Genomic DNA, 20,977 nt, shown 5'->3' with positions numbered 1-20,977 from the left:
GCTCTCGTCTACTCGTGGTGACTGGCGGCGGCCAGTTGTTTCAAACGATATATGTGATCGAGTGCCTCACGCGGGGACAGGGCGTCGGCATCGATGCCATCCAGTGCGTCGCGCAGCGGATCGGCCACCTCTTCGGCCTGCGTCGCGACACTGGCGAACAGCGGCAGGTCGTCCAGGCCTGCGGCAATGCCGCCGGTCTTCGCCTTGCCTGCCTCCAGCCGGCCCAGCACATCCTTGGCGCGCTTGAGCACCAGGGGGGGCAAGCCGGCCAGCCGCGCCACCGCCAGGCCATAGCTGCGATCAGCCGGCCCTTCGGCCAGTTCGTGCAGCAGCACCAGGTCGCCCTTCCATTCGCGCGCCCGCACATGGTGAAGCGACAGCGCATCGAGCGTTTCGGACAGGCGTGTCAGCTCATGATAATGGGTGGCGAACAGGCAGCGGCAGCGATTGACCTCATGCACCGCTTCGACCACCGCCCAGGCGAGCGCGAGACCGTCATAGGTGGATGTGCCGCGCCCGACCTCGTCCAGGATGACGAAGCTATGCTCGGTCGCCTGCGCCAGGATCGCCGCGGTCTCGACCATCTCGACCATGAAGGTCGACCGGCCGCGTGCCAGATTGTCGGAGGCGCCGACGCGGCTGAACAGGCGGTCGACCAGGGTCAGCGTCGCCGATTCCGCCGGTACGAAGGCGCCGGCCTGGGCCAGGATGACGATCAGCGCATTCTGCCGCAGGAAGGTCGACTTACCGCCCATGTTCGGGCCGGTAACCAGCCACAGCCGGTCGGTCGCGACCAGCCGGCAATCATTGGCGACGAAGGGCTGGCCCTGCGCGCGTAGCGCATCCTCGACCACCGGATGGCGCCCGCCGACAATGTCGAGGCAGGGGCCAACCCCGTCCTCGACCACGAAATGGGGCCGTTGCCAGCCGCCTTCGGCCGCCCGTTCGGCTAGCGCGGCGGCAACGTCCAGCCGCGCCAGCGCATCGGCGGCGCGGGCGATGTCGGCCTTGCGGTCCAGCACCGCCTCGATCAGCGTTTCGAGATGGGCGGATTCCGCCACCAGCGCATGGGCGCCGGCCTGCGCCACCCGTCCGGCCTGCTCATGCAGGTCGATCGAGTTGAAGCGCACGACCCCGGCCAGCGTCTGGCGATGGGTGAAGCCGCTTTCGGGCTGCATCAGTTGGTCGGCGGCGCGGGCCGGCACCTCGACATGATAGCCCAGCACGCCATTATGGCGGATCTTGAGCGCGCTGATCCCCGTCTGCTCGCGATATTGCGCTTCCAGTGCGGCGATGGCGCGGCGGCCGTCACCGGCCAGGCGGCGCAGTTCGTCGAGCGCCGGGTCGAAGCCGTCGGCGATATAGCCGCCATTATTGGTCTCGGTCGGCGGGCTCGGCACCAATGCGCGCGCCAGCGCATCGACCAGCGCGCCATGCCCGTCGAGCGCCGGCAGCAACTGCGTCAGCAGCAGTGGCTGATCGGCCAGCCGCCCCAGCCGCTCGCGCAGCAATCGCGCTTCGCCCAGGCCGTCGCGCAATTGGCCCAGATCGCGCGGGCTGCCCCGGCCGACGGCAACGCGGCCCAGCGCGCGGCCGATGTCGGGCAGCGCCCGCAGCGCCGCACGCAACTGACTGCGCAGCGTCGCGTCATCATGGAACAGCTGCACCAGGCCCAGCCGCGCGTCGATCAGCGGCGCATCCATCAGCGGCGCCGACAGATCCTGTGCTAGCAGCCGGGCGCCTGCCCCGGTGACGGTCCGGTCGACCGCGCCCAGCAGGCTGCCCGCACGGGTGCCGCCGGTGGTCGCGACGATTTCCAGGCTCTCGCGCGTCGCCGCGTCGATCGCGACATGGGCGCCGCTGGTCTTGCGGAGCGGCGGAGCCAGGAAGGGCAGCGTGCCCTTCCCCGCATGGTCGAGATAGGAAATCAGCCCGCCCATCGCCGCCAGTTCGGCGCGGCTGAACTGGCCGAAACCATCCAGCGTCGCAACCGCGAACAGGCGCTTGAGCGCGTCTTCAGCACGGGTGCTGGAAAAGGCCGCCTTGTCGAACGGATGGCTGTTGGCGACCTCCAATGTCGACCCTTCGGCGATCACCACTTCGCTCGGCCGCAACCGGGCGAGTTCGGCGGGCAAGTCGCCCGCCCGCACCGTCATCGTCTCGAACCGGCCGGTCGAAATGTCGGCGGCGGCCAGGCCCAGCTCGCCTTCCCCACCGGTATGGGCGAGCGCGACCAGCATATTGTCGCGCCGGCTGTCGAGCAGGGTTTCCTCGGTCAGCGTGCCGGCGGTGACATAGCGGACGATGGCGCGTGCCACGAGCGCCTTGCCGCCGCGTGCCTTGGCCTCGGCCGGGGTCTCGGTCTGTTCGGCTATGGCGACGCGATGGCCGCCCTTGATCAGTCGGGCGAGATAGGATTCGGCGCTATGCACCGGCACGCCGCACATCGGGATCGGCTGCCCGGCATGTTCGCCACGGCTGGTGAGCGCAATGTCGAGCGTCGCGGCCGCCATCTTGGCGTCATCGAAGAAGAGTTCGAAGAAATCGCCCATGCGGTAGAAGAGCAGGCAATCCTGCGCCTCTGCCTTGAGGGTGAAATATTGTGCCATCATGGGGGTAGGCTGGGTGGTGGTGGAGGTCGAATTGGCCATGGGGCAAGCGGATAGCCTGATCGCTCCGCTGAAACCAGAGCTTCGCCAAAGGGCAGGAAAATTGCGCTTCTCGCACTTGCCCACAAGATAATCTTGCCGCTAGGGCGGCGCTATTGTTCCATTATGTGGGTATCGCGATGACCGAAAAGTCAAATGTGGAATTTTCCGAGCGCGAGGCGCTGTTCTTCCACGCGACCGGCCGCCCCGGCAAGATCGAGATCATCGCGTCGAAGCCGATGGCGACGCAGCGCGATCTCTCGCTCGCCTATTCGCCCGGCGTCGCGGTGCCGGTGCGCGCGATCGCCGAAGATCCGGCGACCGCCTATGATTATACCGCCAAGGGCAATCTGGTCGCGGTCATCTCCAACGGCACGGCGATCCTGGGTCTTGGCAATCTCGGCGCGCTGGCGTCCAAGCCGGTGATGGAGGGCAAGGCCGTCCTTTTCAAGCGCTTCGCCGATGTCGATTCCATCGACATCGAGCTGAAGACCGAGGATGTCGATCGCTTCATCGACGCGGTCGAACTGATGGAGCCGAGCTTCGGCGGCATCAACCTTGAGGATATCAAGGCGCCCGAATGCTTCGTCATCGAAACGACGCTCAAGGAACGGATGAACATTCCGGTCTTCCATGACGACCAGCATGGCACCGCGATCATCGCGGCGGCGGGCGTCATCAATGCCGCGCTGCTGACCGGTCGCGACATGAAGGACATGAAGGTGGTGGTGAACGGTGCGGGGGCCGCCTCCATTTCCTGCACCGAGCTGATCAAGGCGCTGGGCGTGCCGAACGAAAACGTCATCATGTGCGATAGCAAGGGCGTCATCTATCAGGGCCGCACCGAGGGCATGAACCAGTGGAAGTCGGCCCATGCGGTCAAGACCGACGCGCGCACCCTCACCGAAGCGGTCAAGGGCGCCGACGTGTTCCTCGGCCTCTCGGTCGCCGGCGCCATGTCGCAGGATATGGTGAAGTCGATGGCGGCCAATCCGATCATCTTCGCCATGGCCAATCCCGACCCGGAAATCCTGCCGCCTGACGCTCATGCCGTGCGTCCCGACGCGATCGTCGCCACCGGCCGGTCGGACTTCCCCAACCAGGTCAACAATGTCCTGGGCTTCCCCTTCATCTTCCGCGGTGCGCTCGACGTGCGGGCGACCGGCATCAACGAAGCGATGAAGCTGGCCGCCGCCAAGGCGATTGCCGATCTGGCGCGCGAACAGGTGCCCGAGGAAGTCGCCAAGGCCTATGGCCGTTCGCACAGCTTCGGCCCCGACTATATCATCCCCGCGCCGTTCGATCCGCGCCTGATGGAAGTGGTGCCCGCCGCCGTCGCCCAGGCGGCGATGGATACCGGCGTCGCACAGAAGCCGATCGCGGACATGGCCGCCTATCGCGATTCCCTGAAGGCGCGGCTCAACCCGACCACCTCGGTTCTCACCAGCGCCTATGAACTCGCCAAGGCCAATCCCAAGCGGGTCGTCTTTGCCGAGGCGGAAGAGGAAGTGGTGCTGCGCGCCGCGATCCAGTTCCGCGAGCTGGGCTATGGCATCCCCGTGCTGGTCGGCCGCGATCATGTGCGCGACAAGCTCAAGGAACTGGGCGTCCAGGATCCCGACAGCTTCGAACTGCACAACAGCGTCAATTCGCCGCTGGTGCCCGAGATGGTCGATCTTCTCTACGCCCGGTTGCAGCGGCGCGGCTATCTGCGTCGCGACTGCGAGCGGATGGTCAATCGTGACCGCAACATCTTCGGATCGCTGCTGGTGAAGATGGGCGTGGCCGATGCGATGATCAGCGGCGTCACCCGCCCCTATGGCCAGACCCTGCGCGAGGTGAAGCGGGTGATGGATCCGGCGGCCGGCCGTACCCCCTTCGGCATCCATGTCATGGTGACCAAGGACAAGACCGTCTTCCTGGCCGACACCACCGTGCATGAACGGCCGTCTGCGTCCGAACTGGCCGACATTGCCGAGGGCACGGTCGCGGTCGCGCGGCGCATGGGCCATGATCCGCGCGTCGCCTTCCTCTCCTATTCCAATTTCGGCAATCCGCCCGGCGCCTTCCTCGACAATGTGCGCGATGCGGTGAAGCTGCTCGACCAGCGCGACGTCGATTTCGAATATGAAGGCGAAATGACACCGGATGCGGCGCTCAATCCGACCGTGATGAAGAATTATCCGTTCAGCCGCCTGTCCGGCCCAGCCAATGTGCTGGTCATGCCGGGGCTGCAGTCGGCCAACATCTCGGCCAAGCTGCTGCGCGAACTGGGCGGCACGTCGATGATCGGTCCGGTGCTGGTCGGCATGGAAAAGTCGGTGCAGATCGCGACCATGTCGTCCAACGCGTCCGAGTTGCTGACGCTGGCCGTGCTGGCCGCCGGCGGCATCGCACTCTGATGATCGTGGCGGGGCACCAGCCCCGCCCCTATCCGCTACGACCGGTTGGTTTCTGACCGGTTTCGCTTGCCTTGCGCCATCGTCTGCTGGAAGACCATGGCATGAACAGCGCAACCATGATCGACAGTGCCACCTTCCGCCGCGTCCTGGGCCATTATCCGACCGGCGTGTGCGTCGTTACCGCGTCCGCCGAGGACGGCGCCCCGGTCGGCATGGTGGTCGGCTCCTTCACCTCGGTGTCGCTCGATCCGCCGCTGGTCGCCTTCTTCCCGGCCAAAAGCTCGGGCAGCTGGCCGCGGATTCAGCAGATCGGCCGCTTCTGCGTCAATGTCCTCGCCAGCGATCAGCAGCCGCTCTGTCGCCAGCTGGCGGCACCGGGCCCTGACAAGTTCGCCGGCGTGTCACACCGCGTATCCGACAATGGATCGCCCATCATCGACAATGTCGTCGCCTGGATCGATTGCAGCCTGCATGCCGTGCATGAAGCCGGCGATCATTATATCGTGCTGGGTGAGGTGGTCGCGCTGGAAGTGGAACGGCCCGACCGGCCGCTGCTGTTCTTCCAGGGCAATTATGGCGAATTTTCGCTGCTCGCATGAGGAACGGGCGGCGCGACGCCGTCTGATCGGGCAAGAGGGCAAGAAAAAAGGGGTAAAGCTCGTTAAAAAGCCGTAATGATCCATACATGGGTCAGAAACATCACGGCTCCTTAACGTCTGCCGTCTATCATCGTCCCCATTCCGGATCGGACTGATCATGACTGCGCTGCTCATCACCATCGACACCGAATTGTCCGCCGCGCTGCACCAGCGCGGCGTCGGTCTTGAGCAGAATCTGCGCCAGTCGATCTGGGGCGAGACGGCGGCCGGTGCTTTCGGCATCGGCTGGCAGATGGACCTGATGGACCGTCATGGCCTCAAGGGCGTTTTCTTCCTCGATCCCCTGCCGGCGCTGATCCACGGTCCCGCCTTTCTCCAGCCCATCGTCGCGGCCATCGTCAGTCGCGGGCATGAAGTGCAGCTCCATCTGCACAGCGAATGGCTGGCCTGGGCCAAAAATTCGCCGATCGAAGGGCGACAGGGCCGCAATATCGGCGATTTCAGCCTGGCCGACCAGATTACCCTGCTTGGCCTTGGTCGCGACCTGCTGGAACAGGCGGGCGCCCCGCGGATCAGCGCGTTCCGGGCCGGCAATTTCGGCGCCAATGACGATACGCTGCGGGCGCTGGCGGCGATCGGCATCGGCTGGGACAGCAGCGTCAATCCGGCCTATCTCGGCCAGGGATGCGGCATCAGCATGGACGCCGGCCAGATCGGCGCGGTTCGCGCCCAGGGGCTGGTCGAACTGCCCGTGTCGGGGATTGCTGACCGCCCCGGCCATTTCCGCCCGGCGCAGATCTGCGCCATGTCGGCCGCCGAAATGCGCGCCGGCATGCGCCACGCCGCGCAGGAAGGTCATGATGCCTTCGTCATCGTCACCCATAGTTTCGAAATGCTCTCGCGCGACCGGATGCGCCCGAACCGCACGGTGATGCGCCGGTTCGAGCAATTGTGCCGGACTGCCGCCGCGACGCCGGGCATGCGTCCTGCCGGCTTCCATGATCTGTCGCCCGCGCTCGCCGATGCCCCCGCGCGCATGCTGACCCGCGTGCCGCCCAACCGGCTGCGCACCGGCCTGCGCATCGCGCAACAGGCCTGGGCGACCTGGCGCTACGAACATCGGCTGGTGCCTGCGTGAGCCGCCTGCCCTGCGCGATCGTCATCGGCCTGGAAAATGCGATCAGCCTGACCATCGTCCGGGAACTCGGCCGTCATGGCGTGCCGGTCCATGGCGTCGGGCCGGCAAGCGGGATCGCGGCGGCATCGCGCTATTGCACGGACAGCACCGATCGGCCGTCAGGCCCGGCGGCCGATTGGCTGCCCGATCTGATCACCCGGACCGGCGCCCGCGCCGTCTTTGCCATTTCGGAGACCGATCTGCTCGATCTGGCGCTGCTGCCGCCGATGATCGGCGATTGCCACATCTTAGTCCCGCGCGTCGAAGCGCTCAACCAGGTGATCGACAAGCGTCGCACCCTGGCGGCCGCGGCGGCGCAGGGGCTGTTGATACCGCAAACCTGGCAACCGATGGCCGGCGACGATTTCCAGGCCCATGCCGCATCCATGCCCTATCCGCTGGTCGCCAAATGGGCCAATCCGCCAGCGGTGATGCCGCTCCTCGAACGGGCCGGGCTGGAATGGATCAAGGCGGAATATGTGCGGACGCCGGATGCGTTGCAGGCGCTGCTTGCCCGCTATCGTCCGGTCGGTATCTGGCCGATGATCCAGCAATATTGCGGCGGTGTTGGCCTGGGACAGATGCTGTTCATGGCCGATGGCGATGCGACCCTGCATTTCCAGCATCGCCGGCTGCACGAATGGCCGCCCGAAGGGGGCGTATCGACCCTGTGCCGTGCCGAACCGCGCGATCGCCATGGGCAACAGATGGCATTGTCCGAACAATTGCTGCGCGCGCTCGGCTGGCAGGGGCCGGCCATGGTCGAATATCGCTATGATGCAGGCAGCGGTCATTACTGGCTGATGGAGGTGAATGGTCGTTTCTGGGGCAGCCTGCCGCTGGCCGGCCATTGCCATGCCCATTTCGCCTGGGAAGCCTATCGCCGGGCGGTGCTGGGTGAAACGGATGCGGCGCCCCTGCCCCGTGATACCCTGCGCGCGCGCTACATGGTGCCGGAAACCAAGCGCCTGTTGCGATTGCTGATGGGCGGTAAGATCGCCGATCCCTTCTTCCGGGCCAGCCCATGGCGCGACCTTGCCACCTATCTGCTGGGCTTCCTCGACCCGCGCATGCGCTATTATGTCTTCAGTTTCAGCGATCCCCGGCCGCTGCTGCGCGATCTGGGGCAGATCGTCAGGAAGGCGTTGCGCCGGGATAAGTCCTGACCAGCGCCGTCACCGCCTGCTCGATCCGCTGCAGGCAATGCGCCATGTAGCGATCGTCCAGGCCATAGGGATCGTGCAGATGCGGCATTATCGGCTGTGTCCATGTGCCAAGCAACTGACGTGGTAGGTGCGACAGGCGCGGATCGGCAGCCAGCCGATGCAGTTGCCGCACTTCCATCGCCAGCAGCAGGTCGCCCGGCTGCGGCTGATAATCCGTCCTGTCGAGCGCCTTGTGGGCAGACAGGTCATGGCCCAGGGCCTGCGCCGCCGCGATTGCCGGATCATGGGCCGGTCGTCCGGTGGTGGTCGACAGGCCGAAGGAGGCCGTGCGGGCGCCGGCCTTGCCGGCCACCACATCGGCAAAGGCGCTGCGACAGATATTGCCCTGGCAGACGAAGACCAGCCGACGCACCTCGGCCGGGTCTGGACGCAGCGTGGCCGATTGCCCCAGCGCGAGCTGCGGATAGGACAGGGCCAGGCGCACCAGACCGCGAAATGTGCCGAACCGCGCGTTGATCATGCGACGGTGCCGATGGGGAGCAGGGAATCCATTGAAAGGGCCTTAGCCCAAACAGGTTGCGATTTCCCTCCCCCTGTGGCTAGCCGCAAAGATGCGATCAACAAAGGACAGTCCGCAGGGAAGCGATTCCACCATTGCCGATGTCGCCGCTGCGGTGGGCGTCTCGATCCGAACGGTATCACGGGTTCTCAACCAGTCGCCCAAGGTCAATGCGGAAACCCGCGAGCGCGTCCAGAAGGCGATTGCGGCGCTCAATTTCCGTCCCTCCATGCGCGCCCGCGCCTTCGCGATGGGCCGCTCCTTCCTGATCGGCATGGTCCATAATGATCGCAATGCGCTGGTGCTCGACGCCGTGCAGCGCGGTATCGTCGGCGAAGCGGGCCGGCGCGGCTATGAACTGGTGGTCCATCCCACGCCCATGGATGCCGCCGCCTCGGTCGAGGATGTGCTGCAATTCGTCCGTCGCTCACGCACCGATGGTCTGGTGGTGCTGCCGCCGGTATCGGGCATTGCCGGCCTGCCCGAAGCGCTGGCGCGCGAGCATATCCCCGCCGTTGCCCTGTCGGCCCTGCCGATCACCGGCTATGCCGATGTGATCCTGTCGCCCGAGCGCGAGGCGGCCGCACAGGTGGCGCACTATCTGCTGGAACTTGGCCATCGCCGCATCGCGATGGTCGGCGGCCCGGCCAACGCCATTTCCGCGCAGGAGCGCCGGGCGGGCTTTGTCGAGGCGCTGGCCGCCGCCGGTGTCACTTTGCTGGACGAGGCGGAGGGGGATTATGGCTTCCAGTCGGGCCTTGCTGCCGCCGAGCGTTTCCTGTCGCTGCCAACTGCGCCCACGGCGATCTTCGCCGCCAATGACGTCATGGCTGCCGGTGTCCTCAAATGCGCGGGAATCAAGGGCATTGCCGTTCCGCAGTCGCTGTCCGTCGTCGGCTTCGACGGCAGCCTGCTGTCGCATGTCGTGTCGCCGGCGCTCACGACTATCTGGCGCCCCTTTGGCGACATGGCGCGGATCGCGACCCAGCAGCTGATCGACCGGATCGAGGGGCAGGCCGTGACCGCCGAACTGCCCCCGCCGCTGCGCCTGGTGGAGGCGGAATCGAGCGGTCCGGCGCCCGCCTGACCGATCAGAGCCGATAGGCGCGGCGCACCAGCCCGACGGTCAGTTCCTGCGCCAGCTCGGCCGCTTCCCAGTCGGCCAGCCTATGTTCGGCGACCAGCCGTGCCAGGAAGGCGCAGTCGATGCGACGGGCGACATCATGCCGCGCCGGGATCGACAGGAAGGCGCGGGTGTCGTCGTTGAACCCGACCGTATTGTAGAAGCCGGCGGTCTCCGTCGTCATCTCGCGGAAGCGGCGCATCCCTTCCGGACTGTCATGGAACCACCAGGCCGGGCCCAGCCGCAGGCAGGGATAATGGCCGGCCAGCGGCGCCAGTTCGCGGGCATAGGTGGTCTCGTCCAGGGTGAAGAGGATGATGGTCAGGTTGGCGTCATTGCCGACCACGTCCAGCATCAGCTTGAGGGCACCGACATAGTCGGTGCGCATCGGGATGTCGGCGCCCTTGTCGCGGCCATGGCTGTGGAACAGCGCGGCATTATGGTTGCGGCACGAACCGGGATGGATCTGCATCACCATGCCGTCCGCCTGGCTCATCTTGGCCATTTCGGTCAGCATCTGGGCGCGGAACAGTTCGGCATCGTCGGCATCGGCCGTGCCGCCGACGATCTTCGCGAACAGCGCCTCGCATTCCACGGTCGACAGGTTGGCGGTGCGCGGCGTCGCAAAGCCATGGTCGGTCGCGGTCGCGCCCATGGCGCGGAAATCGGCGCGCCGCTTGGCATGGGCGGCGAGATAGCCTTGCCAGCTTTCGACATCCTCGCCGGTCATGTCGCCGAAGCGGATCAGCGCGTCGCGAAATTCCTCATGCTCGGGGTCGATCACCGAATCCGGGCGATAGGTGGTGACCACCCGCCCCTGCCAACCGGATTCCCGGATCGCCTGATGATGGCGCAGATCGTCGTCCGCGCCTTCGGTCGTCGCCAGCAATTCGATGTTGAAGCGTTCGAACAGCGCGCGTGGGCGAAAGGCGTCGGTGGCGAGCGCCGCGTTGATCGCATCATAGAGCTGGTCGGCGCTCTGTGCGTCCAGCGCCACGTCCAGCCCGAACACTTCGGCAAAGACATGGTCCAGCCACATGCTCGACGGAGTGCCCCGGAACAGATGATAATGGCTGGCGAACAGGCGCCATGCCGCGCGCGGATCGGTATCGGGCAGGCCGCCGCGATGCGGCACGCCCAGATCGTCCAGCGCGATGCCCTGCGAATAGAGCATGCGGAACAGATAATGGTCGGGCGCCAGCAGCAGTTCGGTCGCGTTGGACCAGGGGGCATTGGTGGCGAACCAGGCCGGGTCGGTATGGCCATGCGGGCTGATGATCGGCAGGTTGGCGACTTCGGCATAGAGCGCGCGGGCGATCGAACGGGTCGTGGGATCGGCGGGGAACAGGCGGTCGGGCGACAGGGTAAGCGGATGCATGGCGATCTCCTTGTCCGCCGGTTACCGCCTTGTGCCAACGCTGGCAATGGCCTATTCCAAACCCATGTCGATCCTTGCCGAAACCGCCCCGCTGCTGGCCCTTCAGGTCGCGCCCGAAGATGATGTCGCCGTCGCCCTGCACCCGCTGGAGGCAGGGCAGACGGTGCGCGTCGGCGCGGCCGATGTGCAGTTGCGCGATCCGGTCCCGGCCGGGCACAAGTTCGCGCTCCACGATATCGCGGCCGGCGCGGCGGTTCGCCGCTATCGCGCGCCGATCGGTTTGGCGACACGGGCCATCCTGGCCGGCGAGCATGTCCACAGCCATAATCTTCACACCGCGCTTTCGGGCGAACTGGCCTATCGCTTCACCGGCGCGCAGCCGCAGCCGCTATCCCAGACGGACCGGCCCGTCCCGCATTTTCGCGGCTATGTCCGCGCCGACGGCAGCGTCGGCACCCGCAATGAAATCTGGATTCTCCCGACCGTGGGCTGTGTCGGCCGATTGGGCGAGCGGCTTGCAATGAAGGGGGCGGCGCTGGCGGAGGGGCGTATCGATGGCGTCCATGCCTTCAATCACCCCTTTGGTTGCTCGCAACTCGGCGCGGATCTGGACGGCACGGCCGCGATTCTCGCCTCTCTGGCGCTCAATCCCAATGCCGGCGGCGTATTGCTGCTCGGGCTGGGCTGCGAATCCAACCAGCTCGATGCGCTGCTGTCGCGCATTCCGCCGGATCGGCGCGCCCGGCTGCGCACCGTCCGCGCGCAGAGCGAAAGCGACGAGTTCGAGGCCGGCATGACGGCGCTTGCTGAACTGATCGATCTCGCCAGCGCGGATCAGCGGCAGGATGTGCCGCTTTCGGCGTTACGCCTAGGGGTCAAATGCGGTGGCTCCGATGCAATGAGCGGGCTCACCGCCAATCCGCTGATCGGCCGCATGGCCGATGCCGTGGCCCAGGCGCAAGGTAGCGCGATCCTGACCGAAATCCCGGAGATTTTTGGTGCCGAGACGCTGTTGATGCAGCGCGCCGAGAATGAGGCCGTGTTCGATCGGCTGACGCAGGTGGTCAATCGCTTCAAACGCTATTTCCTCGACCATGGCGAACCGGTGTCGGAAAATCCCAGCCCCGGCAATATTGCCGGCGGCATCACCACGCTGGAGGAAAAATCGCTGGGCGCGGTGCAGAAGGGCGGGATCGCCACCGTGACCGACGTCATCGATTATGGCGACCGTATCAGCCGCACCGGCCTCACCATATTGGAAGGCCCCGGCAATGATGCCGTGTCGACGACGGCGCTGGCGGCGGCTGGCGCAACCCTGACCTTATTCTCGACCGGTCGCGGCACGCCGCTTGGCAGTCCGGTGCCGACGGTCAAGATCGCGTCGAACAGCGCGCTGGCCGATCGCAAGCCGGGCTGGATCGATTTCGACGCCGGACGCGTCCTGCAGGAAGGGATGGATGCCGCGGCTGATGCGCTGCTGGCGCATATCGTCGCGATTGCCAGCGGTGCGCCGGCCCGGAACGAGGTGAATGACGAACGCGCCATCGGCATCTGGAAGCGCGGCGTAACCCTTTAGCTTTTCGCCCAAGGATCAATGGGCGTTGCGGCGATCCGTCCGTGCGGGACCGGAGGATGCCGGCAGAATAAGCCCGGCGCCGCGCCATCAGGCGGGCACCGGGCCAGTTCCTCAGCCGTTCAGCTTGTCCTTGACCGCCTTGGCGGGGGTGAAGCCGAGCTTCTTGGAGGCAGCGATCTGGATGGTCGCGCCGGTCGAAGGATTGCGGCCTTCACGGGCGGCCGACTCCTTGACCTTGAACTTGCCGAAGCCGTTGAGCGAGATTTCTTCGCCCTTGGCAGCAGCATCGGCGATCGCGGCAAACACGCCATCGACCAGCTTGCGGGCATCGGCCTTGGTGATGTTGTGGGCCGAAGCCAGGGTGTCGGCGAGGTCGCTGTTGTTCATGGAATAGGCTTTCCTTTGTTGTTGGCGCGCATTGCATAGCTGGCACGAAAGCCAAGGTCCATCGGTCCTGAGCGTCCGATTGCGCTTAAAAGTGCGGTTAATGCGGCGTTTCAGACGCTTTGTGCATGCGCGCATGCCAACCGGCCGGTCAAAGGCCGATATTGCGGCCTGAGCGGCCGGATCATCGTCAGTGGAAAGGTGGCGGAGACGGAGGGATTCGAACCCTCGGTAGCCCCTTAAGGCTACGACGGTTTAGCAAACCGCTGGTTTCAGCCACTCACCCACGTCTCCGCACGAATTTGCCTACCGGAAACCGGGAGGCAGTGGCTAGGCGACGGGCTATAGCGACGGCTTTGATCCATGGCAACGGTCCAAATGTGCGATTTTTCATGCGGATTTGCACAATCGGATTCAATCTGGCTTAGAATCGACTCCGGTGGGCGTTCGTTCATTGTCGTTTCAGCTTGGCGACGGATAATCTGACGGATGTTTTCAAGAGCGGGCTTCGGGGAGTATCGGGTAATGATCGGCAGCATGGGGCGCACGGGCGCCCGCTTCGCACGGGTGGGTGCCCTGATGGCGGCACTCGGCGGGCTCCTGCTGGCGCCGGTCGCCAGCGCGCAGATTCGCACGGTCGATCCCAACACGGCGATCGATTCCGATCTCGCGCCGCCGCCGGTCCAGAACAGCACGCCGACCGATCCGGGCGTCGACTCCAGCCTGCCGCCGCCAGCCACCTCGACTGATTCCGGCACCTATAATGCCGCTCCCGCTGCCGGCGGTGCCACCGCCACCGGCGCGCCGGTCACCTCCAATTCGCCGCCGGCCGCGATGGCGCCGGGCGAATCCTATCAGGAAGATGATCTGATCGGCGCGGCCGAAGGCGTGTTCGGCAAGGGTGCCGAGGGCCTGGCCGGCATCATCGAGAAGATCCTCAAGGATCAGGGCCAGCCCAATGCCTATATTTCCGGGCGCGAGGCGTCCGGCGCCTTCGTGGTCGGCCTGCGCTATGGTTCGGGCACGCTCAACCACAAGATCGAGGGCAAGCGCGAAGTCTATTGGACCGGCCCGTCGATCGGCTTCGACGTCGGTGGCAATGCCGCCAACACCTTCGTCCTGGTCTATAATCTCTATGACAGCCAGGATCTCTACCATCGCTTCCCGGCGGCCGAAGGCACCGCCTATCTGGTCGGTGGCTTCACCGCCAGCTATCTGCGTTGGGGCAGCGTGGTGCTGATCCCGATCCGCCTGGGCGTCGGTTATCGCCTCGGCGTCAATGCCGGCTATATGAAGTTCAGCGAAAAGCGGACCTGGCTGCCCTTCTGACGGTCATAGCAGGGAGAGTTGGGCGCCCGCGTCGCCGCTCTCCCCCGCTTCTCCCTCGCCTTCCAGATTATGGATGCCCAGGCCCAGCAGCCGGGCCCCCATGCGCAGCGGCAATTGCGCCTTCAGCAGCGTACAGCCAGCGTCCACCAACTGTTCGACCGATCGAACCGGCGCGGCAAAGCTGCGCGACCGGGTGATGATGCGAAAATCGGCGAACTTCACCTTCAACACCACGGTCCGGCCATAGGCCTGCGCCTTCTCGATCCGGGCCCACAGGCTTTGCGCGATCCGCTCGATTTCGCGCAGCAGGGCCTCCTCGGCGACAAGATCCTCGAAGAAGGTGTCCTCGACGCTGACCGACTTGCGCTCCTGCCGTTCATGCACCGGCCGATCGTCCTCACCCCGCGCGGCACGATAATAGAAGAGCGCGCTGCTGCCGAAATGGGTCTGGAGGAAAGGCAGGTCGCGATCGCGCAGGTCGGCGCCGGTCTCGATCCCCAGCTTGTGCATCCGTTCGGCGGTGACCGGGCCGATGCCGTGAATCCGCCGCACCGGCATGCGCGCCATGAAGTCGGCGCCTTCCGCCGGCCGCACCACGCACAGCCCGTCGGGCTTGTTCTGGTCCGACGCCAGCTTGGCGATCAGCTTGTTGTAGGACACGCCGGCCGATGCGGTGAGGCCCGTCTCCTCCTGGATCAGCCGCCGGATTTCCTGCGCCACCTGCGTCGCTGACGCGATGCCCGGCTTGTTCTGCGTCACGTCCAGATAGGCCTCGTCGAGCGAGAGCGGCTGGATCATGTCGGTGAAGCGCGCGAAGATCGCGCGGATCTGGGCAGATACGCTGCGATAGACCTCGAACCGCGGCTTCACGAACAGCAGCTCGGGGCATAATCGCCGCGCTCTTGCACCCGGCATCGCCGATCGCACGCCGAATTTCCGCGCTTCATAGCTGCAGGTGGCGACGACGCCGCGTGGACCGCCGCCACCCACGGCGATCGCCTTGCCGCGCAGGCTGGGATCGTCGCGCTGTTCGACCGACGCATAAAAGGCGTCCATGTCGATATGGATGATCTTGCGCAGCGCGGGCGGCGGGGCGTCCATGGCCGGCCTTATGCCACCATGGGAACGAAAGGGAAACAGTCGGGCGTGTCAGCCCTTCTTCTTGCCCTTTTCATCCTTGGCCATGGCCAGCAGCGCGGCAAAGGGGCTGGCCTGATCCTCGGTCAGCACCCCGGCCTCGCGCAGATAGCTGTCGGCCTCCGGCGCGCGCGGATAGGGTTCCATCGCCAGCGCGACCGTCTCGGCCACCGCTTCGCCCATGTCGATGACATTGCCGTCATAGCCGATCGTGTCGCAATCCTCCGCGTCCAGCTCCAGCTCCTCGCCCTCGGGCAGATCGCCACTCTCGGGCACGAAGCGCAGCAGGAAATCGGTGTCGATGGTTTCGGGCACCGGCAGGCCGGTGGCGACGCAGGGCTGGGCCAGGGTGGCGCGGACCCGACCGCGCGCCAGGATCGTGCTGCCCTCCGCGCTCAGCCGATAGTCCGCCTCCAGCCGGTCGAGCGCCAGCAGCGCAAAACGGCGCATCAGCGCGGCGCGCTCGCCCTCATCGGCGCTGATGGTCACCAGGCTGTCACCCAGCTTGCCCAGCTGGTCGGCGCGCACCGGGCGCGAAAATTCGATCATGTCGCTCATCCAAGGTCTCCAGCCAGCAAGGCGTCGCGGGTCAGGCAGGCCAGCCTTGTCCAGCGTGCGCGCAACGCGCCCTCGACATGGGCCAGGGCGTCCGTCGACGGGGCATCACCGCGATACAGGTTTCGGCGCAGCGCATCCTCCAGATCACCCTTCGCCGTCAAGGCCGCACGATAGGCCGCCAGCCGTCCGCCCAGCGCGCTCATCATCCGGCCGATATGCTTGCCGACGACAACATCGCCAATCCCTTCCTGGCGAAGCTGGCCGTCCATGTCGTCGACGAACAGCTCGGTCAGCCACACGCTCTCCTGCGCCGCGCCCAGCGTCTCCAGCCGCATCAGCACCTGCGCCAATATCGCGACGATCATGTCGAACCGGCCGTCCAGCGTATCGGGCACACCGCCCTGCAGATACCAGTGTGGCTGCCGTCCCTCGGCCACCACCGCATGATAAAGCGGCATCAGGCCCGCCTTCGGATCATCGCGGCCCAGCAGGCGCTGGAGGAAGGAAGGACGGGATTGGGACATGGGTTGCCGTCTTTTCGTGATGGAATGTGGGCCAGCGGGCTTCGCGGGCGCGTGCGCCCCTTGCCGGGGCCTGCGCATTTCCATATTGATCGCTGGGCCGCCCGATGCAATGGCGGCTTTCTGTTTCTTGGGTTCGCGGGCCCGTCCCCGCAGGAGAAGACCATGCGCAAGTTTAGCCGCCAGTCCCGCCGCGGGCGTTTCCTGCTGGCTCTGGGCCTCGGCGCGATCGTGATCAGCGCATCGGGCTGTACCCGCATCCGCACGCATCAGGGCTATCAGGTCGACAAGCTGCTGGTGGACTCCGTCCAGCCCGGCATCGACAACCGTGCCTCGGTCGAAGGCACGCTGGGCCGTCCCAGCTTCGTCGCCCAGTTCGGCGAACAGGACTGGTATTATGTGTCGCGCGACATGCGCTCGCTCGCCTTCTCCAACCCCAAGCCGGTGTCGCAGACCGTGCTGCATGTCCGGTTCGATCCGGCCGGTAACGTGGTCGCGGTCGATCGCATGGGCCTGGAGCAGGTCGCGCACATCTCGCCGACCGGCGACAAGACCCCGACGCTGGGCCGTCATCGCAGCCTGTTCGACGAGATTTTCGGCAATATCGGTGCCGTGGGTGCCATGGGTGCCGGCTCGGCCGGTGGCGCCGGTCCGGGCGGCGGCCCGAACGGCAGCTAAGGCTGGCCGCATCGCGAAGATATAGGCGCCGTCCTGTCCATCATGGACCGGGCGGCGTTTTTGTTCGGACGGCATGACCTGGCCATCGGATCGGCAGCGGCTCGCCCTGCGATAGACACAAAAAAAACCGCCGTTTCCGGCGGTTTTTGCTTCCTTCCTCACCGAAGGAAAATGGTGCCCAGAAGAGCATTCTGGGGCACCGCGTAAGCAGTTGATTTCGCAGTCAAATCATAGACTTACGAAGTCGCCGTAAGCAGCATTAGCACACTTCGGATGCGTGGAAAAGGCTGGATGATCGTGGACACCGTGGCGATCCGTATGCAAGACGTTTCAATCAGTGCTTCGTCTGGGCGGGTCATCGTTGTATCCCGCGCCTATGGCATACGATGCATTCAGCATCGACACAAACAAGGTGATCCACGGCGGACTGATCCTTGAGAGCAGACTGCTCGGTCAGCTGACCCAGTTTAAAACGCGGTGAGGCTGGGCCTCGGTCAGATCCTTGGGCTTACCCATGTCCACGGCGCAGCGATCGTCGGCGCCCGTGGCCCCGGCCCCTTATGACAGCGTTGAGGAAGTCTGGCGGCGCGCAGGCGCGCCGCGCGCCGCGATCGAGAAGCTGACGGAGGCCGACGCCTTCCGCTGCATAGCCGAGAATCGCCGGCAGGGGCTATGGAAGGTCAATGTCCTCGGCGAAGCGCCGCTGCTTCTGTTCGCTGCGGCCGATGCACGGAAGGGCAGCTTTTCGTCTGGGGGCATCGAGCCGGCAGTGTCGGTCAGGGCAATGGCCCAGGGTTGCGACATCGTTGAGGACTATCGCTCGTCCGGCATCTCGCTCCGAGCGCATCCGCTCCAGTTCCTGCGGGCCGACCTGGACGACATGCGCATCGTCAAGTGCGCCGATCTCGCCTCAATCCGCGACGGTCGCAATATTGAGGTCGCTGGCGTCATTCTCGTGCGCCAGCGCCCCGTTTCGGCGAAGGGCATGCTGTGCGCGACGATCGAGGACGAGACCGGCGTCGCGCAAGCTATCCTCTGGCCCGATCGCTTCGAGATCTATCGCCGCCAGGTCATGTCCGCCTCGATGATCGCGATGCGCGGGCGGCTCCAGAAGGAACGCGAAGTCATCCATGTCATCTGCGATCGCATCACCGATGTGCGGAGCATGCCGGGACACGGCGATGGCGCGATCAGCGGCGGCGGCCCGGACCCGTAAGATTCAGGCTTTCCGAAGGGAAGGACGCTCTCCTATCGCCCGTTCAACCCTGTGCCGAACGAAGAGAAAATGATGCGCATCCGCAGCCATGGCTTCCGCTAAGACCGATGCGCGCATTGCAGGCACGATCAGTCGCGCGCTCAATGTCCTTCGGGAAGCTACCGGGACCCGCGGAAGACGAAGTCGCGCGGTGTCGCTTTGGCGCTATGGAATCTGCGGTCTTGGGTAGCCGATGACTGGTTGGTCTCGGCCTGGAAAGCGGCGGGTTCGGATCACGAGATCGGTCAAAGCCAGGCCTCTACGCCACATACAATGGGTTCGCCCGCCAGATCCGCAGCAACGGAGGCACAGTGACTTGAGAGGCCGTCCTTCCTATATCGCCTGCACCATGAAAGGCCGTGTAATGATCATCGCCGTCTGTGTCGCAGGCGTCTGGGCAGCTCCGGCGTCTGCCGATCCTTGCGAGGGCGCTTTGCCGTACAAGGGCAGGGCGTTCTCCGGCGTGGTGCGCTATGTCGAGGATGGCGACGGGCAGTGCGTCGGTCCCGCCGGCCGTCCGGCAAGCTGGATCGAAATCCGGCTCGCTGACTTCTATGCGCCGGAACTGCGCGAACCCGGCGGCATCGAAGCCACGCCCCGCCTCGAACGGACCGTGATGGACAAGCCGCGCGCCTGCCGCGCCGGGCGGCGAAGCTACGACCGTGTCGTCGCAACCTGCACGCCGGGCGGACGCCCGGTCGGCAGCCTGTTGCGCACCGCGGGCGGTGCTGAGGGTGGCCGCGGAAGGCCGACATGAACGCGATGCTCGATCTCTTCGAAATGCCCGCCGTTCCTGGCCTGGCGATGGCCGACGAGTTTATCTCGGCCGCCGAGGAAGCGACGCTGATCGCACATATCGACCAGACCAGCCTCAGCCCATTTCGTTTCCAGCAATGGACCGGAAAGCGGCTTACCCGTTCCTATGGCTGGAGCTACGACTTCGAGACCGGCGTCTTCGCGCCCACCGAGCCATTGCCGCAATGGCTCGACGATGTCCGAAAGCGGGCGGCACGGTTCGCGGGCCTCCTTCCGGCGGATCTAGTCCAGGCGCTGTTGATCCGCTACGACCCGGGCGCAGGGATCGGATGGCATAAGGATCGACCGGTCTTCGAGCATGTCGTCGGCATTTCTCTGGGACAAGAAGCAACGCTGCGGCTGCGTCGCCGAAACGCGCGCGGTTTCGAACGGGCAAAAGCCGAACTCATGGGCCGCTCGATCTATCACCTGTCGGGTGAAGTGCGCCACCACTGGGAGCATAGTATCGCCCCTATCGAACAGCCTCGCTGGTCGATCACCTTTCGGAGCCTTTCTGACCGGAACCGCACGGGGTGAGCGGGCGGGACTATCCCAAGACGCCCGACGGTCGTTACTTCGTCGTGCGCGGGCGGTTGTGGCGGACCAGCAATCCAGCGCTTGATGCTGGGCTTCGTGACCGCCTCGTCGGCGAGCTTATGGACGCCCGCCGCGCCGTCGGTGCCGCAAAGCGAACGGGTGACCGAGTGGCGGAAAAGGCGGCACATGACGCAGTCGATCGCGCCAAGGTCGCCCTGGGCGAACGCGGTCCGGTCTGGTGGGAAGACGGCGCACCTGACCTCAACCGTCATCTCGCCCGCACCGGCCCTTATGCAGACTGGTATGCCGAGGTTTCGAAAGAGCACGACTAGGTCTTTCCACCACGCTTGACCTTGTCGGCAAGCTCTACCCATACCGGCGCATGGTCGCTGGTCTTTTCCCAGCCGCGCGGGGTGCGGTCGACATCCGCTGCAACAAGACGAGTGGCAGCCGGCCGGTTGAGCAGGATGTGATCGATGCGCAACCCCGCGTCGCGTTCGAAAGACCTGCGCCAATATTTCCAGAAGGTGTAGATATGCTCGCCGGGATGGAGATGGCGCAAGGCGTCGGTCCATCCCCACGCGACCAGGTCGGCATAAGCCTGCCTGACCTCCGGCGCGAACAGCGCATCATCGCGCCAGCGCTCGGGCGCATCGACGTCGAGATCGGTCGGTATGACGTTGAAGTCTCCGGCGACGACGACGGGTGCATCAAGCGCGTAGAGGCCTGCGATATGGTCGTGCAAGCGCTCGAACCAGCGCAACTTGTAGTCGTACCTGGGACCTGGCCGGGGATTGCCATTGGGCAGGTAAAGGCCTGCGATGAGCACACCGTCGACCGCCGCCTCGATGTAACGGCTCTGGTCATCGTCGGGGTCGCCTGGAAGGCCGCGACGGGTCTCGTAGATGTCTCCAACCCGGCTGAGGATTGCGACGCCATTCCAGCGCGGCTGCCCTTGCCAGATCACGTCATAGCCGAGATCGCGAATGGCGGCCTCGGGAAACGCGGCATCGGGGGCCTTCAATTCCTGGAGGCAGACCACGTCCGGCTCGGCCATCTCCAGCCAGCGCAACAGCAGCGCGAGGCGGCCATTGATGCCGTTCACATTGTAGGTCGCGATCTTCACGCAAGGAGAAGTGCATTGCGCAACGAGTC

General features: G+C 65.5%; 20 protein-coding genes and 1 tRNA gene. 12 read left to right on the top strand and 9 right to left on the bottom strand.

The window, feature by feature from the left end; all coding sequences use genetic code 11:
• Positions 1-8: 8 nt before the first annotated feature.
• A complete protein-coding gene (gene mutS, locus BRX37_RS09360; protein ID WP_125986519.1) occupies positions 9-2,651 on the bottom strand; it encodes a DNA mismatch repair protein MutS in 2,643 nt (880 codons plus the stop codon).
• A 137-nt stretch (positions 2,652-2,788) separates the two neighbouring features.
• Here mutS and BRX37_RS09355 point away from each other — a divergent pair, with 137 nt between their 5' ends.
• The 4 genes from BRX37_RS09355 (at position 2,789) to BRX37_RS09340 (ending at position 7,992) form a co-directional block, all read left to right on the top strand.
• On the top strand, positions 2,789-5,050 hold the full coding sequence (locus BRX37_RS09355; RefSeq protein ID WP_037509024.1) for an NADP-dependent malic enzyme: 2,262 nt from the start codon (positions 2,789-2,791) through the stop codon (positions 5,048-5,050).
• Positions 5,051-5,151: 101 nt separating this feature from the next.
• The gene (locus tag BRX37_RS09350; protein ID WP_004209228.1) at positions 5,152-5,649 is read left to right on the top strand and encodes a flavin reductase family protein; all 498 of its coding nucleotides are present in this window, start codon (positions 5,152-5,154) and stop codon (positions 5,647-5,649) included.
• A 157-nt stretch (positions 5,650-5,806) separates the two neighbouring features.
• Positions 5,807-6,787, top strand: a complete 981-nt coding sequence (locus BRX37_RS09345; RefSeq protein WP_125986517.1) for a polysaccharide deacetylase family protein — start codon at positions 5,807-5,809, stop codon at positions 6,785-6,787.
• On the top strand, positions 6,784-7,992 hold the full coding sequence (locus tag BRX37_RS09340; protein ID WP_125986514.1) for a carboxylate--amine ligase: 1,209 nt from the start codon (positions 6,784-6,786) through the stop codon (positions 7,990-7,992). The genes BRX37_RS09345 and BRX37_RS09340 overlap by 4 nt, the downstream gene beginning before the upstream one ends.
• Here the strand turns inward: BRX37_RS09340 and BRX37_RS09335 are convergent.
• Positions 7,961-8,512, bottom strand: a complete 552-nt coding sequence (locus BRX37_RS09335) for an arsenate reductase/protein-tyrosine-phosphatase family protein (RefSeq protein WP_125986512.1) — start codon at positions 8,510-8,512, stop codon at positions 7,961-7,963. The genes BRX37_RS09340 and BRX37_RS09335 overlap by 32 nt on opposite strands.
• A 91-nt stretch (positions 8,513-8,603) precedes the next feature.
• Between BRX37_RS09335 and BRX37_RS09330 the strand changes: the two genes are divergently transcribed.
• Positions 8,604-9,638 (top strand): LacI family DNA-binding transcriptional regulator, encoded by a 1,035-nt coding sequence (locus tag BRX37_RS09330; protein ID WP_017499412.1) that lies wholly within the window; start codon positions 8,604-8,606, stop codon positions 9,636-9,638.
• Positions 9,639-9,642: 4 nt separating this feature from the next.
• Here BRX37_RS09330 and uxaC read toward each other — a convergent pair whose 3' ends face one another.
• Entirely contained in the window at positions 9,643-11,052 is a 1,410-nt protein-coding gene (gene uxaC, locus BRX37_RS09325) for a glucuronate isomerase (protein ID WP_125986510.1), read from the bottom strand.
• A 46-nt stretch (positions 11,053-11,098) separates the two neighbouring features.
• Between uxaC and BRX37_RS09320 the strand changes: the two genes are divergently transcribed.
• A complete protein-coding gene (locus tag BRX37_RS09320; protein WP_125986623.1) occupies positions 11,099-12,628 on the top strand; it encodes a UxaA family hydrolase in 1,530 nt (509 codons plus the stop codon).
• A 111-nt stretch (positions 12,629-12,739) separates the two neighbouring features.
• Here BRX37_RS09320 and BRX37_RS09315 read toward each other — a convergent pair whose 3' ends face one another.
• Both BRX37_RS09315 and BRX37_RS09310 read right to left on the bottom strand, forming a co-directional pair.
• Complete coding sequence (locus BRX37_RS09315) at positions 12,740-13,015, bottom strand: HU family DNA-binding protein (RefSeq protein WP_004209236.1); 276 nt, start codon at positions 13,013-13,015, stop codon at positions 12,740-12,742.
• A 199-nt stretch (positions 13,016-13,214) separates the two neighbouring features.
• Positions 13,215-13,306, bottom strand: a tRNA-Ser gene (locus BRX37_RS09310).
• Positions 13,307-13,537: 231 nt separating this feature from the next.
• Between BRX37_RS09310 and BRX37_RS09305 the strand changes: the two genes are divergently transcribed.
• Positions 13,538-14,341 carry a DUF1134 domain-containing protein gene (locus BRX37_RS09305; RefSeq protein WP_010335812.1) on the top strand — a complete coding sequence of 268 codons (804 nt, stop codon included), beginning with the start codon at positions 13,538-13,540 and terminating at the stop codon, positions 14,339-14,341.
• 3 nt (positions 14,342-14,344) lie between these two features.
• On the opposite strand, the gene dinB is transcribed toward BRX37_RS09305, so the two are convergent.
• From dinB to BRX37_RS09290, 3 genes are read right to left on the bottom strand one after another with little or no spacing between them, the layout of a single operon-like run.
• Positions 14,345-15,442, bottom strand: a complete 1,098-nt coding sequence (gene dinB / locus BRX37_RS09300) for a DNA polymerase IV (protein WP_125986508.1) — start codon at positions 15,440-15,442, stop codon at positions 14,345-14,347.
• Positions 15,443-15,490: 48 nt separating this feature from the next.
• On the bottom strand, positions 15,491-16,036 hold the full coding sequence (locus tag BRX37_RS09295) for a YceD family protein (RefSeq protein ID WP_010335814.1): 546 nt from the start codon (positions 16,034-16,036) through the stop codon (positions 15,491-15,493).
• Positions 16,033-16,560 carry a ubiquinol-cytochrome C chaperone family protein gene (locus BRX37_RS09290; protein ID WP_125986506.1) on the bottom strand — a complete coding sequence of 176 codons (528 nt, stop codon included), beginning with the start codon at positions 16,558-16,560 and terminating at the stop codon, positions 16,033-16,035. The genes BRX37_RS09295 and BRX37_RS09290 overlap by 4 nt, the downstream gene beginning before the upstream one ends.
• 162 nt (positions 16,561-16,722) lie before the next feature.
• On the opposite strand from BRX37_RS09290, the gene BRX37_RS09285 reads away from it, so the two are divergent.
• From BRX37_RS09285 to BRX37_RS09265, 5 genes are all read left to right on the top strand, one after another.
• On the top strand, positions 16,723-17,235 hold the full coding sequence (locus BRX37_RS09285) for an outer membrane protein assembly factor BamE (RefSeq protein ID WP_004209273.1): 513 nt from the start codon (positions 16,723-16,725) through the stop codon (positions 17,233-17,235).
• Between the two features lie 544 nt (positions 17,236-17,779).
• Complete coding sequence (locus tag BRX37_RS09280; RefSeq protein WP_318276649.1) at positions 17,780-18,451, top strand: OB-fold nucleic acid binding domain-containing protein; 672 nt, start codon at positions 17,780-17,782, stop codon at positions 18,449-18,451.
• Positions 18,452-18,839: 388 nt separating this feature from the next.
• Complete coding sequence (locus BRX37_RS09275; RefSeq protein WP_125986504.1) at positions 18,840-19,247, top strand: nuclease; 408 nt, start codon at positions 18,840-18,842, stop codon at positions 19,245-19,247.
• The gene (locus BRX37_RS09270) at positions 19,244-19,822 is read left to right on the top strand and encodes an alpha-ketoglutarate-dependent dioxygenase AlkB (protein WP_125986502.1); all 579 of its coding nucleotides are present in this window, start codon (positions 19,244-19,246) and stop codon (positions 19,820-19,822) included. Before BRX37_RS09275 ends, BRX37_RS09270 begins: the two co-directional genes overlap by 4 nt.
• Entirely contained in the window at positions 19,819-20,154 is a 336-nt protein-coding gene (locus BRX37_RS09265) for a hypothetical protein (RefSeq protein ID WP_125986500.1), read from the top strand. The genes BRX37_RS09270 and BRX37_RS09265 overlap by 4 nt, the downstream gene beginning before the upstream one ends.
• Here BRX37_RS09265 and xth read toward each other — a convergent pair.
• A complete protein-coding gene (xth, locus tag BRX37_RS09260) occupies positions 20,151-20,948 on the bottom strand; it encodes an exodeoxyribonuclease III (protein WP_125986498.1) in 798 nt (265 codons plus the stop codon). The genes BRX37_RS09265 and xth overlap by 4 nt on opposite strands.
• Positions 20,949-20,977 lie beyond the last annotated feature (29 nt).

This window comes from Sphingomonas sp. S-NIH.Pt3_0716 (assembly GCF_003950715.1).
GTDB lineage: Bacteria > Pseudomonadota > Alphaproteobacteria > Sphingomonadales > Sphingomonadaceae > Sphingobium > Sphingobium yanoikuyae_A.
This window is presented reverse-complemented; position numbering and strand designations above follow the sequence as displayed.

Excerpts from the sequence above, each read along its gene's own strand:
- mutS (WP_125986519.1), bottom strand. The coding sequence starts at position 2,651 with ATGGCCAATTCGACCTCCACCACCACCCAGCCTACCCCCATGATGGCA.
- BRX37_RS09355 (WP_037509024.1), top strand. The coding sequence starts at position 2,789 with ATGACCGAAAAGTCAAATGTGGAATTTTCCGAGCGCGAGGCGCTGTTC.
- BRX37_RS09350 (WP_004209228.1), top strand. The coding sequence starts at position 5,152 with ATGAACAGCGCAACCATGATCGACAGTGCCACCTTCCGCCGCGTCCTG.
- BRX37_RS09345 (WP_125986517.1), top strand. The coding sequence starts at position 5,807 with ATGACTGCGCTGCTCATCACCATCGACACCGAATTGTCCGCCGCGCTG.
- BRX37_RS09335 (WP_125986512.1), bottom strand. The coding sequence starts at position 8,512 with ATGATCAACGCGCGGTTCGGCACATTTCGCGGTCTGGTGCGCCTGGCC.
- BRX37_RS09330 (WP_017499412.1), top strand. The coding sequence starts at position 8,604 with ATGCGATCAACAAAGGACAGTCCGCAGGGAAGCGATTCCACCATTGCC.
- uxaC (WP_125986510.1), bottom strand. The coding sequence starts at position 11,052 with ATGCATCCGCTTACCCTGTCGCCCGACCGCCTGTTCCCCGCCGATCCC.
- BRX37_RS09320 (WP_125986623.1), top strand. The coding sequence starts at position 11,099 with ATGGCCTATTCCAAACCCATGTCGATCCTTGCCGAAACCGCCCCGCTG.
- BRX37_RS09315 (WP_004209236.1), bottom strand. The coding sequence starts at position 13,015 with ATGAACAACAGCGACCTCGCCGACACCCTGGCTTCGGCCCACAACATC.
- BRX37_RS09305 (WP_010335812.1), top strand. The coding sequence starts at position 13,538 with ATGATCGGCAGCATGGGGCGCACGGGCGCCCGCTTCGCACGGGTGGGT.
- dinB (WP_125986508.1), bottom strand. The coding sequence starts at position 15,442 with ATGGACGCCCCGCCGCCCGCGCTGCGCAAGATCATCCATATCGACATG.
- BRX37_RS09295 (WP_010335814.1), bottom strand. The coding sequence starts at position 16,036 with ATGAGCGACATGATCGAATTTTCGCGCCCGGTGCGCGCCGACCAGCTG.
- BRX37_RS09290 (WP_125986506.1), bottom strand. The coding sequence starts at position 16,560 with ATGTCCCAATCCCGTCCTTCCTTCCTCCAGCGCCTGCTGGGCCGCGAT.
- BRX37_RS09285 (WP_004209273.1), top strand. The coding sequence starts at position 16,723 with ATGCGCAAGTTTAGCCGCCAGTCCCGCCGCGGGCGTTTCCTGCTGGCT.
- BRX37_RS09275 (WP_125986504.1), top strand. The coding sequence starts at position 18,840 with ATGAAAGGCCGTGTAATGATCATCGCCGTCTGTGTCGCAGGCGTCTGG.
- BRX37_RS09270 (WP_125986502.1), top strand. The coding sequence starts at position 19,244 with ATGAACGCGATGCTCGATCTCTTCGAAATGCCCGCCGTTCCTGGCCTG.